The organism is uncultured Chitinophaga sp., assembly GCF_937874145.1.
Taxonomy (GTDB): Bacteria; Bacteroidota; Bacteroidia; order Chitinophagales; family Chitinophagaceae; genus Chitinophaga.
Genome location: NZ_CALNBI010000476.1, coordinates 1 through 13,289 on the forward strand (window position 1 = coordinate 1; position 13,289 = coordinate 13,289).

The following is a 13,289-nucleotide window of genomic DNA, read 5'->3' on the forward strand; positions in this document are numbered from 1 at the left end:
GGAATACCATGAAGCATTCGGCGGGGTTCTGGGGGATGTCGAGCCCGTCGATGGCGACCATGAGTTTCTTACGGATGATATTGGCGGCGAAGTGTTCCTGTGCGGGGATAACGCAGTCTACCAGCCAGAGCAGGCCGATGCGTTCCAGGTAAGGGTAGATGACTTTGAGGATGCATTGCTCGAAGCCCATGCGGAGCAACACGTTATGGAAGATCTTCTCGAAGCGGATCTGGTCGAAATCGATCATCGCTTCCACCAGCTGGTTGATGTAAACCTGGTAGAGGTGGTTGCCCTTGTGCCCGGTTTCTTCCAGCGAAAGCTGCTTTATTTCCTCCTCCGTCATCCCTACGATCTTCGAAATCTTGTAACCATGACGGTACAGGTACGCAATGCGCATGATGTGCTTCAGGTCGCCATTGTCGTAGACGCGATGATTCGTGTCTTTCCGCTTGGGACGAAGCACATTGTAGCGCTGCTCCCATATTCGGATGGTATGCGCCTTGATGCCGGTCAGGCTTTCAATGTCTTTTATCGTAAAGCTGTTCAAAGTCCTGGATATAGAATTAAACAAAAATAGAAATAAAGTGGTTCAACCGTTGTTTTCAAATGGAAACTTACGTGGTATTTTTTAAGAAAACTTTATCTTCAGAAAAAACAGCTGACAATTAACAGAATATTATATTTGTTGATAAAATAAACTAAAACACATCGCATGAACCTGGTATTTTGGAAGAAGAAGGACGGCCAGCCGAAGAAAAAGAAGTCCGCGGTGCGGGAATGGCTGGATGCTGCCATCTTCGCCATTATTGCGGCCACCCTGATCCGGACCTTTATTTTCGAAGCCTACACTATCCCTACGCCTTCCATGGAGAAAACGCTGCTGGTCAACGATTTTCTCTTCGTGAGCAAAGTTAGTTACGGTCCGCGCATCCCCATGACACCGCTTTCCGTTCCCTTCACCCATCATACCCTTCCGCTGACCAAATACACCAAAGCTTATTCCGAAGCCGTGCAGTGGAAATACCGCCGTTTGCCCGGATTCTCCGAAATCAAGCGGAACGATGTGGTGGTGTTCAACTTCCCCGAAGGCGATACTGTGGCCCTCGAAGTACAAGAAAACACCGTTTACTCCGATCTTGTTCGCACGCAGGGCCGGGAATCTGTATGGAACAGCTACCGCGTGATCTCCCGCCCGGTGGATAAACGCGAAAACTATATCAAACGTTGCGTGGGCATCCCGGGAGACAGCCTCATGATCCGCGACGGCATCGTAGTGGTGAACGGCGTAGCCGAAACCCCGCCGCCCGACGGTGAGCGGTTCTACACCGTACAAACCCGCGACGGCGGTTCCCTCAACCCCATGCGCCTCGAAGAACTGGGCATCGACGAATATAACGGCGGCAACCAGCTGAATATGACCCCCAGCCAGGCGAAAGCCGTGGAAGGCCTGGGTGAAGCCGTAACCGGCGTTACGCCCATCATCGACGACTGGGGCATGGACGTATGGCCGCATGACACCGCGAATTTCAAATACTCCATCGATAATTTCGGCCCGATCTATATCCCGAAGAAAGGCGCTACCGTGAAGCTGGACAGCGCTTCCATCAACATGTACCGCCGCATTATCGGGGTGTATGAAGGCAATACGCTGGAGGAAAAAGGGCCCAACCAGTTTTTCATCAACGGCCAGCCCGCCACCACTTATACCTTTAAAATGGACTATTACTGGATGATGGGCGACAACCGCCACCGTTCCCTTGATTCCCGCTTCTGGGGATACGTGCCGGAAGACCACATAGTTGGCAAAGCCTGGCTGATCTGGATGAGCTACGGCCAGAACGGCATCCGCTGGAGCCGCCTTTTCCGCACGATCAGATAGTAAAGCACCTTTTCATCATATCGGCAGTCGCGCCCGCCATCCCGGAAAAAATGTACTTTCGGGTCCGCAGCGCGACTGCTTTTTTTATGTAAACGCCCGCCCATGGAAACAAAAACCCGGCACATCATCGAGTTCGAGACCTATGCGGACAGCAGTGCGCTTCCGCCCGAAGACGCCGCCCTGCTCCGCCAGGCCCGCAACGCCACGAAAGACGCCTACGCGCCTTACTCCCGTTTCCGGGTAGGGGCTGCCGCACTGCTCGAAAGCGGGGAAGTGCTGACGGGCACCAACCAGGAGAACGCCAGTTATCCGGTAGGGATCTGCGCAGAGCGGACCGTCCTTTCCGCTGCATCCAGCCTGTACCCGAACCTGCCCGTGCTGGCCATCGCCGTGAGCTACGACAACGAGCTGGCGCCTTCCACCGAGCCCATCGCACCGTGCGGCATTTGCCGGCAGACGCTCATGGAGTACACCACCCGGTTCTCACGGCCTATCCGGCTGATCCTGGCGGGGCTTACGGGGAAGGTGATCGTGGTGGCTGACAGCACCGATCTCATGCCTTTATCATTTTCTGCAAAAAGTATGAAATAAATTATATATATTTGGTTCGGTGCCTTAGCACATTGAACCATGTTCCTATACCGCTGTATCCTTATCCTATGCCTCGCCGGCGCGGTTTCTGAGCCGATGGCCGCTGCGGTTCCTCCATCCGGGGGCGACCGTGCTACCGATTTATACAAAAAGGGAGAACAATGCATGCTGGAAGGCCGGCTGGATGATGCGGAGCGTTGCTTTGCGGACGCCATCGGGGCCAACCGGAAATATGCTGCGCCTTACCTGCAACTGGCGATTTTGCACCGGTTGCGGCAGCAGCGCGAGCTGGCCCGGCAGCAATACCTGCAATTGCTGGCGGAAGTGCCGGAGGAACGTTATGCCATGGCGGGGCTGGCGGAAGTGTATTACGAGGAAAAGGCCTGGGAAGATGCGCTCACCTGGGCCCGGCGCGCCCAGGAGCTGGAGGTCCCGCATATGGACGCGATCATCGGCATGAGTTATGCCTCGCTCGACCATGCCGCCGAGGCTATCCGGGCGCTGGAGCGTTCGCTGGCGGAAGACCCTTTACAGCCTATGATCACCAAAACGCTGGCACGCCTCTATGCGCAGGAGGAGAATTACGGCGCGGCGCTCAGAATTTACGAAAAAGCACTGAAGGCAGATAGTACGTCTGCGGATTTATATTTGGAATCAGGAATGATGCATTTTAACATGGAAAACTACAAAAACGCCGCCGGCGCATTCGAAATGGCAGCCAGGTACGGAACTTCCGGCGATGCAGATCTTTATGTAAACCTGGGTACGGCCTACCTGCAACAGGCCGCTTACGTCAACGCCATCCACAATTTTCAGAAAGCATTGCAGCTGCGGAGCTCCGATATCCGGATCATGCAACAGCTCGCCCATGCCTACTTCAAACAGCAGAATTACGTGCAGGCCGCCATGCAATGGAACAGGATACTCGTCCTGCAACCGCAGAACGCGTTCGCCATGTTCATGCTCGGCAAATCTTATATATGCTCGGGGGAAGTGGTGAAGGGGCAAAGCATCTGCGATCAGGCGATGCAGTTGCATTAACGCAACAGGCTGAATGAAATGTCAATGACAGGCGTCATTGACATTTCGGCAGTTTATTAATTTTCTACATTCTTTCAGGAACCCGGATGCCCAGGAACTTCATGGATTGCCGGATGGTATTGGCGGTCAGCGAAGCGATCTGCAGGCGCAGCTTGCGTTTATCTTCGCTTTCGGCATCCCGGACGGAGTAAATGTATTTCCCGCTTTCTTTTTTGGCGTAGAACGAGTTGAAGGTTTGCGCCAGGAGGAAGGCGTAGTTCGCGATCACGGAGGGGCTCAGTTCGCGGCCGGCTTCCGCCAGCACTTCACCGAACTGCTCGTTGATCTTGATCAGTTCCTTTTCCATGGGCAGGAGGGAGCCGGTATGGCGATATGCAGCCAGGGACGATAGGTCTTCCGCCGAGAATTCGCGAAGGATCGAGCGGATACGGGCGTGGCTATATTGAATGAACGGCCCGGTGAAGCCATGGATATCGATCGACTCTTCCGGGTTGAACACCATTTTCTTTTTGGGGTCCACTTTCAGGAGGAAGAATTTCATAGCGCCCAGCCCGATCGTTTCGTACAGGTCGCGCAGCTCTTCTTCCGAGAAATCTTTCACTTTACCGAGCTCTTCGGTGTATTTGGCGGCAGTGCTCACCATTTCCTCCACCAGGTCGTCTGCGTCCACTACGGTGCCTTCGCGGCTTTTCATCCGGCCGTGCGGCAGTTCCACCATGCCGTAGGAGAGGTGGGAGATACCGTCGGCCGAGGGTTCGCCGAGCTTCTGCATGATGAGTTTCAGCACTTTGAAGTGGTAATTCTGCTCGTCGGCCACCACGTAGATGCTTTGGTCCATCTGGTAGTCGTCGTATTTCAGGCGGGCGGTGCCGATGTCCTGGGTGATGTAAACGGAGGTGCCGTCGCCGCGGAGCACGAGCTTTTCGTCGAGCCCGTCGGCGGTGAGGTCGATCCAAACGGAGTTATCGGCTTTTTTGAAGAAAACGCCCTTGCGGAGGCCTTCTTCCACCACATCTTTCCCCAGCAGATAGGTATTGCTTTCGAAATACATCTTGTCGAAATCGATGCCCAGGCGCTTGTACGTCTTTTCAAATCCTTCGTACACCCAGCTGTTCATCGTTTGCCAGAGGGCGCGGACTTCCGGGTTGCCGGCTTCCCACTGCTGCAGCATTATTTTGGCTTGCTGCATTATTTCGGTGCGGTTGCGGGAAAGTTCTTTGATTTCGTCTTTGATCTTGCCGGATTTCTCAGTATCCGCCTGCACTTCCGGTTTGTGCAGGGCAGTATGGAGTTTGGTGATCCTTTCCAGCTGCTCGCCCTCAAAATCTTTGAAATTGCCTTCCAGAACGCGGGAAATGATCGGTTCGGCCTGGTCGCGGAGGATCGATTCGAAATGAACGTAGTAATCGCCCACCAGGTGGTCGCCTTTTACGCCCGTAGATGCCGGCGTATCGCCATGGGCGAAGAGCTGCCAGGCGAGCATGGATTTGCAGATATGGATGCCGCGGTCGTTCACCAGGTTGGCCTTGATCACCTCGTTGCCGTTGGCTTTGAGGATCTCGGACACGGAGAAGCCCAGGAAGTTGTTGCGGAGGTGCCCCAGGTGGAGGGGTTTGTTGGTATTGGGGGAAGAATATTCCACCATCACTTTTTTGCCGTTGGCGGGCTGCTGGCCCACATGAACGTTATGGTGCGCATCCTGCACGAACGCCGTCCAGAACTGGTCGTGAACGGTGAGGTTGAGGAAGCCTTTTACTACATTGAAACCGGCCACGAGGTCCGGGTGGTTTTCCGCCAGCCAGGCGCCGAGGGCATGCCCGGTTTCTTCAGGCTTCTGGCGGCTGAATTTTGTAAAAGGGAACACAACGATGGTATATTCTCCCTCGAATTCTGGCTTGGTGGTGTTGACAGATACATCCGCCGCAGTGAAAGGCTGCTGGTACAGCGCCTGTACTGCCGCCGCGGCGGCTTGTTTAATGGAAGCAACTACGCTCATGAAAATGCTATTGTAATGGTAGAGGGCAAAGGTAACGATCAGGAAGGGCAAAAAAAAGAGCAGCGGCCATGCGGCGCGCTGCTCCGGGTTTTACAGGCTAATACCTTTATTATTTTTTCAGGCTGAACTTGCCGAAGGTGTAAGACAGGCCGAACTGCGCTACGGAGTTGGCGTGCTTGTCGTCGCCGTCGGCAGCGTTGGTGAGCCCGAAATTATATCGTGCGTTTACACCCAATCCAAAGTCGAAATCATACCCAAGACCGAAGCCCAGGCCCAGATCCACGCCACGGTAATTTTCGCCCACGTCAAAGGAATTACCGTCGTTTTTCACTTTGGCGGCTACCTTGAACCCGATCTGCGGACCGGCCTCCAGGTAGAATTCGGGGATGAAATGATACTGCGCCATGATGGGCAGGTTGATGTAATTAACGGCAACCGTATGGTTTTCGATGATAGGAGGATCGGCGACAAACCCCTGGCCGGAATACACCAGCTCCGGCTGGATGCTCCAGTTTTCTGTGAGGCCTACCCTGGCGAATCCGCCGAAATAGATGCCTGCGCGGGCTTTGGTTCTGTCTACATTCGTGAATTTGGCGACGTTAAGGCCACCCTTCAGCCCGAAATTTAATTGCTGGGCCCGGGCAGCCACGGAAAAGAGGCATACAGTCAGGAATAAGAGAATGGATTTTTTCATAATATGTTAAAATTGGCAGGGTTGATTTAACAAAATGCATGCCGGAGCGAAAAAAAAGGCCCTTCCGGAATACCGGAAGGGCCTTTGTCAGGTCATTATTTATACTGAAATACAGCTTTTTTAATAGATAGTGAATTCCACGCGGCGGTTCTGTTGCCGTCCCGCCGCCGTCTTATTGGTAGCGATGGGCTGATCCTGGCCGTAACCGGTGGCTTCGATGCGGCTGGGGTTGACGCCCTTGCCTACCAGGTAGGATTTCACGGATTCCGCCCGGTCTTTGGACAGGCGCATGTTAAGGGCGCGGTTGCCGGTATTGTCGGTATGGCCTGCCAGTTTGAGGCTGAGGTTTTTGCGGATGAGGAGCGCCGCCACTTCGTCGAGCGAAGCGTGGGATTTGGGCCGGATGTTGGATTTGCCGGTCTCGAATTCCAGGTTGTCGATGGCATTCCGAACCAGCCGGCGGTCGTCGTCGGTGATGATTACCTGTACGGGGCGGGCCGTGTCGGGCTTGGGCAGGGAGCATCCGGAGCCGTCTACCCTGTCGCCGGCTGGGGTGTTGGGGCATTTGTCGAAAATATCGGACACCCCGTCGCCGTCGCTGTCAACCTGCAGTTTTGCTACATCGGCGGCCAGTTTGGCGTTGTTGTTTTTCTCGGCTTCGAGCTCCAGGCGGAGTTGGTCGCGCTGGGCGAGCATGTCGTCGTACATGACGGCGGGGCCGTTATGCCATTGCAGCTGTGGTTTGGTGCGGGCGCCGAGGGCGAATTCGAGGCCGGCGTAGCCGTAGGAGAAGCGGTCTTTGGAGGGGCCGTAATTGAACCCGTCGAAATTGTCGGCGTCGAGGAAGTTCATCGTGTACCCGAGGTCGAGGTTCATGAAGTCGTTGAGCCTGAATTTGATACCAGCGCCAACGGGGATGATGAGCTCTTTGATGTTGCCGTCGGTTTTATATTCCATTTCGGAGCCGCCGGGCGGAGTGATCCTGGGGCTGTATCCTGCGAGGCCGCCGCCCACGGAGGCGTACAGCTGGGCAAGGGGTTGGCGGTAGGCCCAGTTGATGGACGCGAAATTGAACACGCCGGAAAGGGTGGCGGTCCATTTCAGCCGTGTTTCGAAAGATTCAACGTCGCGGCCGGGAGGGCGCCCGTTGCCGAGATCGCGGCTCTGATCGCCCTGGATGCGGCCGCCCATATAATCGGCGCGGAGGCTGAAGAAGTGCAGCAGCTGCCATTTGGCGTATGCGCCGTAGCCGTACCCGACCTTGGACTTGGTAAAGTCGTTGCTGCCTCCGATGAGGACCGAAGGGGCGGTGACGCCGCCGTTGATGCCGAGGGAAAAGGTCCGGTAATTCATGCCGCCGCCGCCGAAAAGGCTGCTGTGCTTGTTGGGGACGGGTTCGGTGGATTGGGCAACGCTAAGCAGGGGAGTGGCGGACATGGCGTAAATGACCCACCGTAACATGGTTTTTTTCATATGCATTGTCGGTTGTGTTCATATTTGAAAACAAAAAAGCAAGACGTGTGTTCTATCTTTAAGACATCTTTTTATTCTATATACAAAGCTGTTTGCGCGGAAACTGACATATTTACAGACTACCTGCCCTTGGCATAATCATTGACCAGAGAAGACAAGCCCGGTCCGCCGGGATACACTGTTTCACAAAGGAGAATTTTATTTTATGGGAAAAATCATAGGTATTGACTTAGGTACTACCAACTCTTGCGTTGCCGTAATGGAAGGCAACGAACCGGTAGTGATCGCCAATGACGAAGGGCGCCGTACCACCCCTTCGGTTGTGGCTTTTTTGAAGAACGGAGAAAGAAAGGTGGGCGACCCCGCCAAGCGCCAGGCCATCACCAATCCCGTTAACACCATCATGTCGGTAAAACGTTTCATGGGCCGTCATTTTGACGAGGTATCCAATGAACTGAGCCACGTGAGCTACAAAGTGGTAAAGGGCGACAACAACACTACCCGCATTGATATAGACGGCAGGCCGTATACTCCGCAGGAGATTTCGGCTATGATCCTTCAAAAAATGAAGAAAACGGCTGAAGATTATCTCGGCCAGGAAGTAACCGAAGCGGTTATCACCGTTCCGGCCTACTTTAACGACGCACAGCGCCAGGCGACCAAAGAAGCCGGCGAGATTGCGGGCCTCACCGTTCGCCGTATCATCAACGAACCTACCGCCGCCGCACTGGCGTATGGTATGGATAAAAAACACCAGGACAGCATGATCGCCGTGTTCGACCTCGGTGGCGGTACCTTCGACGTGTCCATCCTCGAATTGGGTGATGGCGTGTTCGAAGTGAAATCCACCAACGGCGACACCCACCTTGGCGGAGACGACTTCGACAAAGTGATCATGGACTGGCTGGCAGACGACTTCAAGAAAGACGAAGCCGTTGACCTGCACAAGGATCCCATGGCATGGCAGCGTCTGAAGGAAGCCGCTGAAAAAGCCAAAATCGAACTGTCTTCCTCCCAGGAAACCGAAATCAACCTGCCTTACATTACGGCTGTTGACGGCGTTCCCAAGCACCTGGTGAAGAAACTGACCCGCGCTAAATTCGAACAGCTGAGCGACAGCCTGGTGGAGAGAACACTGGAGCCCTGCCGTAAAGCGCTGTCCGACGCAGGTATCGAAATCAGCAAGATCGACGAAGTGATCCTGGTGGGCGGTTCTACCCGTATCCCCCGGATCCAGGAAGTTGTGGAGAAATTCTTCGGCAAGAAGCCGAACAGGGGCGTAAACCCCGACGAAGTAGTGGCTGTAGGTGCAGCGATCCAGGGCGGCGTACTCACCGGTGAGGTAAAAGACGTACTGCTGCTCGACGTTACCCCGCTTTCCCTCGGTATCGAAACCATGGGCGGCGTGATGACGAAGCTGATCGAATCCAACACCACCATTCCAACGAAAAAGAGCGAAGTGTTCTCTACCGCGGCTGACAGCCAGCCGAGCGTAGAAATCCACGTACTGCAAGGCGAGCGCCCCATGGCCAGCCAGAACAGGACGCTGGGCCGCTTCATCCTCAACGATATCCCGCCCGCACCGCGTGGCGTGCCCAAGATCGAAGTGGTGTTCGACATCGACGCCAACGGTATCCTGCACGTAACGGCGAAAGACCAGGGCACCGGCAAATCTCAGAACATCCGCATCGAAGCAGGCAGCGGCCTCAATAAAGATGAGATCGAAAAGATGAAAGCCGAGGCCAAGGCCAACGAAGCGGAAGATAAAGCAGCCCGCGAAAAGATCGAGAAGATCAACCAGGCCGACAGCCTGATCTTCCAGACCGAAAAGCAGCTGAAAGAGTATGGCGATAAAATCCCCGCCGATAAAAAAGCACCGATCGAAGCTGCACTGGAAAAACTGCGCGAAGCGCAAAAGACCCAGGACATCGCACAGATCGAAGCTGCTTCGGCCGAGCTGAACACCGCGTGGACAGCCGCTTCCGAAGAGCTCTATAAAGCATCCCAGGCACAGGGCGGCGCCAATGGCGGGCCCGAGCAGGGCGGCCAGCAACAGCAAGGCGGCCAGCAGGGTGCGAACGGCGACACGGTGACCGACGCCGAATTTGAAGAAGTGAAATAAGGATCACTGCGAATAAAGAAAAAGCCCGGGCGCGAAAGCATCCGGGCTTTTTTGTGCCTAAATGTTTTTAATGCGGGAACTGTATTCATAGGATATTTTATTTCAGAAAAGTTTTGTGTTTAAAAACGCGTTATATTGGTTATACCGGTGATCATTTCTTCGTCGTCGGTGCATGTTTTCATTTTTCCGGCATAAACTGATGGATGGGCCTTTGGGCCCAAAGCAAAAGGTATGGGTTGAAGCTACATAAGCTTCGGCCGGGGAAAGTATTGTTCACTAAAAAACTGATTTTATGCCACTCAATTACGACACTACAGAATTGCTGGGAGCTGCTTTGATGGAGGAACGGCGGTTATTGTTTTACAACCCGACGTATGCCCGTCAATACAGGGCTTATATGGGAATTCCGGAATGGGATGCGCGTAAACTGACGAAGGAAGAAAAAGCGGAACGTGCTGCATTAACACGGGAGATGTTGAAAGAACTGGAGGATTATACAGCAAGCGACAAGTTTGATCCTGTAGAGGCGAAGAAGACCAGAAGGATTTTAACGAAAACTATGAAGAATTATACCCTTACCGGCAGTTGGTGGCCAGATAAGGTGAAGAAGAAGCGCGGCTGCGGCGATTTTTTAATCTAATTTTAGAATCTGTTGTTTGTTATGCCCGAAATGTTATATTCTTTCCAGCCCGGACTGGTACTGGGTTTTCATGATTGTGAGGAAGAGATAAGGGATGCCGTGATTGGCGGCAAGCTCATGCTAAAAAGTAGTGTAAATCCGTATGACTGGTTAGGTCATGGTATTTATTTTTGGCAGAATAATTATCAACGTGCATGGGAATACGCAGCGCGTCCTCCGGGCAAACCGGGGTTCAAAAGGCCTGCAGTGCTGGGGGCGGTGTTAGTGTTGGGTAATTGTCTCGATTTGGTGGAGACTACATGTTTGGAACGGGTGAGCCTTGCCCACAGATACTGGAAGAGATCGAAGGGGAGGGCTACGCCTGCATTGATGAATAAGAACGTCTGTAATTCAGGGGATCTGCTATTGCGGTACCTGGATTGTAGCGTGCTGGAACATTTGCATTTTGTGAACGGTCGCTTTGGGCATCAGCCCTACGATTCCGTCAGGGGCGTTTTCGTGGAGGGAAATCCGGTATACGAAGGGGCAGGGATTTATGACAAGACGCATGTGCAGATCTGTATCCGCAACCCGAATTGTATCCAGGGTTTTTTTGTGCCGAGGAGGCGAATACATTGGCCCTGAAAGGAATCCCTGTTTTTTTGTAATTTCCGGGCATGACCCTCCGCTTTTACGTCCGCTTTGCTTCCGCCTGGGGGCAGCAACTGGTGCTTTGCCTGGATAGCGGGCAACGCCGGCCGATGGAATATGCAGGGCCGGAAATGTGGGCGGCAACGATGGAGTGGGAGGGCGCTGAAATCCGCTATCATTACTGTGTGGAATCAGATGTTAGCCTGGAAGAGCCCGTAATAAGAGAAGTGAAATTGCAGGCTGATATGGATGCCATTTCCTTATACGATACGTTCCATTGGCCAGGTTCCCTGGAGGTTACGTGGATGAAAGCCCCGTTCAGGGAAATCTTCTTTGCCAGGCATCTGCGCGGAAGTGAATCAGGGCTTGTAGCACCAAAGCTTATGACGAAGTCGCACCAATTCAGGGTGCGCGTGCCGTTGCTTTCGCCGGACAAGCGTGTGTGGGTACTAGGAAGTACCGAAACCCTCGGCAATTGGGCCCCGGATTTTGCTGTAGAGATGCAAGCCGGAGAAGACGGCGTGTTTACCTGCAATGCCAACCTGCCGCCAAACGCGGCGGTCGCCTATAAATATTGTACCTCGGGCGGCGGCGATGATTGGGAATGGGAACAAGGTGAGAACAGGGCTTACTTTTCAGAAAGCCCCGCCATTATCGACGACGGCTTTGCACGTTTCACACGGGCGCCCTGGAAAGGTGCAGGCGTTGCCGTGCCGGTATATTCCCTGCGTACAGAAAATGGACTGGGCTGCGGCGAGTTCAACGACCTGCCGCTGCTGGGCGAATGGGCCGCAAGCGTTGGGCTCCGGATGATACAGCTGCTGCCGGTCAATGATACGGTATGGACCAGGACCTGGCATGATTCCTATCCTTATGCCGCCGTTTCAGCATTCGCCCTGAACCCGATTTATATTCACCTCCCCAGCCTGGGAACCCTGAAAGAATATACCCGTTTACAACAACAGCTTGACTTAGCGAAAATGGATTTCGACGCCACCCTGGCGGTCAAAGAGCAACATCTCCGCGCGTTTTACCAGGATTTTGTTCCGGATGAACCTTACCAACGGTGGGCATCACAACAGCAACACTGGTTACCGGCATACACCCGGTTCTGTTGCAAGCGGGATAACAGCAAAGACCCCGGTTACTACGGGTATGTCCAATATCAGCTGCACCGCCAATTCCTGCATGCGGCAGCCGTATTGCGGGAAAAAGGGATTGCACTGAAAGGAGATCTGCCCATCGGGATGTTCCCGCAAAGCGCAGACGTCCAGGAATTCCCGGAGCTGTTCGATACCTCGGTACAAGCGGGCGCACCGCCGGACGAATTTGCTGCCGAAGGCCAGAACTGGGGATTCCCGGCGTATGAATGGGAACGCATGGCTGCGCAAAGCTTCGGGTGGTGGAAGAGCCGGTTGCAGCACATGGCGCAGTATTTCTCCGCCTTCCGGATCGATCATGTGCTGGGGTTCTTCCGGCTGTGGCAAGTTCCGAAAGATGCGGGCAGCGCCCTGCTTGGTTATTTTCATCCCGCTTACCCCTACACGGAAACCGCCCTCGCCGCTGCTGGCATCCCGTTTTCACGTGAGCGGTATTGCCGGCCTTATATTACCGATGCGGTGGTAGCTAATATTTTCGGCAACGACGCGGAAACCGTAAAACAACAATACCTCGAGCCCCAATCCCCGGGCTTCTACAGACTCAAACCGCACCCCGCTCCCCCGGAATTACCTTCTGCCATCCAACAAGGACTCCGGCAACTCGCCGCCGACGTGCTCTTCCTCGAACCCAGGGAAAACCAATTCCATCCCAGGTTTAACATGGCTGATACATTGTCGTTCCAGGCGCTGCCACCGGGAGAACAAGCAATCCTCCGCAGCCTCTCCGATGATTTCTTCTACCATCGCCACAACGCACTCTGGCGCAAAACCGCCATGCACAGGTTGCCCGTCCTCACCAGCGCCACCAATATGTTGGTGTGCGGCGAAGACCTCGGCCTCATCCCGCACAGCGTTCCCGACGTAATGGCCAGCCTGGGAATTCTGGGCCTTGAAGTAGACCGCATGCCCCGGTATCCCGGCAGAACGCCCGCGGATGCGCCTTATCTCTCTGTCGTAACACCGTCCACCCACGATATGAGCACCCTCCGCAGCGAAATCACCGGTGATAAGGAACCCGCCATCCGCCGGCAACTCCACTCGCCGGCCATGTGGTGCATCCTTC

At 54.3% G+C, this 13,289-nt stretch carries 10 protein-coding genes; 6 read left to right on the forward strand and 4 right to left on the reverse strand.

Features of this window, described 5'->3' with window-relative positions; genetic code table 11:
• Positions 1-547: MerR family transcriptional regulator (locus tag Q0510_RS22850; RefSeq protein WP_298716930.1), on the reverse strand; the 547-nt coding region annotated here is incomplete at its 3' end.
• 165 nt (positions 548-712) lie between these two features.
• Here Q0510_RS22850 and lepB point away from each other — a divergent pair.
• The 3 genes from lepB to Q0510_RS22865 all read left to right on the forward strand — a co-directional run bounded on the left by lepB (position 713) and on the right by Q0510_RS22865 (position 3,511).
• A complete protein-coding gene (lepB, locus tag Q0510_RS22855) occupies positions 713-1,879 on the forward strand; it encodes a signal peptidase I (protein WP_298716933.1) in 1,167 nt (388 codons plus the stop codon).
• Between the two features lie 102 nt (positions 1,880-1,981).
• Complete coding sequence (locus tag Q0510_RS22860) at positions 1,982-2,470, forward strand: cytidine deaminase (protein WP_298716936.1); 489 nt, start codon at positions 1,982-1,984, stop codon at positions 2,468-2,470.
• A 165-nt stretch (positions 2,471-2,635) separates the two neighbouring features.
• Entirely contained in the window at positions 2,636-3,511 is an 876-nt protein-coding gene (locus tag Q0510_RS22865; RefSeq protein ID WP_298716939.1) for a tetratricopeptide repeat protein, read from the forward strand.
• Between the two features lie 64 nt (positions 3,512-3,575).
• Here the strand turns inward: Q0510_RS22865 and argS are convergent, their stop codons facing one another.
• The 3 genes from argS to Q0510_RS22880 all read right to left on the reverse strand — a co-directional run bounded on the left by argS (position 3,576) and on the right by Q0510_RS22880 (position 7,674).
• Positions 3,576-5,507, reverse strand: a complete 1,932-nt coding sequence (gene argS, locus Q0510_RS22870) for an arginine--tRNA ligase (protein ID WP_298716942.1) — start codon at positions 5,505-5,507, stop codon at positions 3,576-3,578.
• Between the two features lie 109 nt (positions 5,508-5,616).
• Positions 5,617-6,201, reverse strand: coding sequence for a porin family protein (locus Q0510_RS22875; RefSeq protein WP_298716944.1), 585 nt, complete (start codon positions 6,199-6,201; stop codon positions 5,617-5,619).
• Positions 6,202-6,321: 120 nt separating this feature from the next.
• Complete coding sequence (locus Q0510_RS22880) at positions 6,322-7,674, reverse strand: OmpA family protein (RefSeq protein ID WP_298716946.1); 1,353 nt, start codon at positions 7,672-7,674, stop codon at positions 6,322-6,324.
• Positions 7,675-7,879: 205 nt separating this feature from the next.
• Here Q0510_RS22880 and dnaK point away from each other — a divergent pair, with 205 nt between their 5' ends.
• The 3 genes from dnaK to Q0510_RS22895 all read left to right on the forward strand — a co-directional run.
• A complete protein-coding gene (dnaK, locus tag Q0510_RS22885; protein WP_298716950.1) occupies positions 7,880-9,796 on the forward strand; it encodes a molecular chaperone DnaK in 1,917 nt (638 codons plus the stop codon).
• Between the two features lie 292 nt (positions 9,797-10,088).
• On the forward strand, positions 10,089-10,436 hold the full coding sequence (locus Q0510_RS22890) for a hypothetical protein (RefSeq protein ID WP_298716953.1): 348 nt from the start codon (positions 10,089-10,091) through the stop codon (positions 10,434-10,436).
• Positions 10,437-11,092: 656 nt separating this feature from the next.
• Positions 11,093-13,289: 4-alpha-glucanotransferase (locus Q0510_RS22895; protein WP_298716956.1), on the forward strand; the 2,197-nt coding region annotated here is incomplete at its 3' end.

Bases quoted from the DNA above. Each gene is read 5' to 3' on its own strand.
- Q0510_RS22880 (WP_298716946.1), bottom strand. From the start codon at position 7,674: ATGAAAAAAACCATGTTACGGTGGGTCATTTACGCCATGTCCGCCACT.
- lepB (WP_298716933.1), top strand. From the start codon at position 713: ATGAACCTGGTATTTTGGAAGAAGAAGGACGGCCAGCCGAAGAAAAAG.
- Q0510_RS22860 (WP_298716936.1), top strand. From the start codon at position 1,982: ATGGAAACAAAAACCCGGCACATCATCGAGTTCGAGACCTATGCGGAC.
- Q0510_RS22875 (WP_298716944.1), bottom strand. From the start codon at position 6,201: ATGAAAAAATCCATTCTCTTATTCCTGACTGTATGCCTCTTTTCCGTG.
- dnaK (WP_298716950.1), top strand. From the start codon at position 7,880: ATGGGAAAAATCATAGGTATTGACTTAGGTACTACCAACTCTTGCGTT.
- argS (WP_298716942.1), bottom strand. From the start codon at position 5,507: ATGAGCGTAGTTGCTTCCATTAAACAAGCCGCCGCGGCGGCAGTACAG.
- Q0510_RS22865 (WP_298716939.1), top strand. From the start codon at position 2,636: ATGCTGGAAGGCCGGCTGGATGATGCGGAGCGTTGCTTTGCGGACGCC.
- Q0510_RS22890 (WP_298716953.1), top strand. From the start codon at position 10,089: ATGCCACTCAATTACGACACTACAGAATTGCTGGGAGCTGCTTTGATG.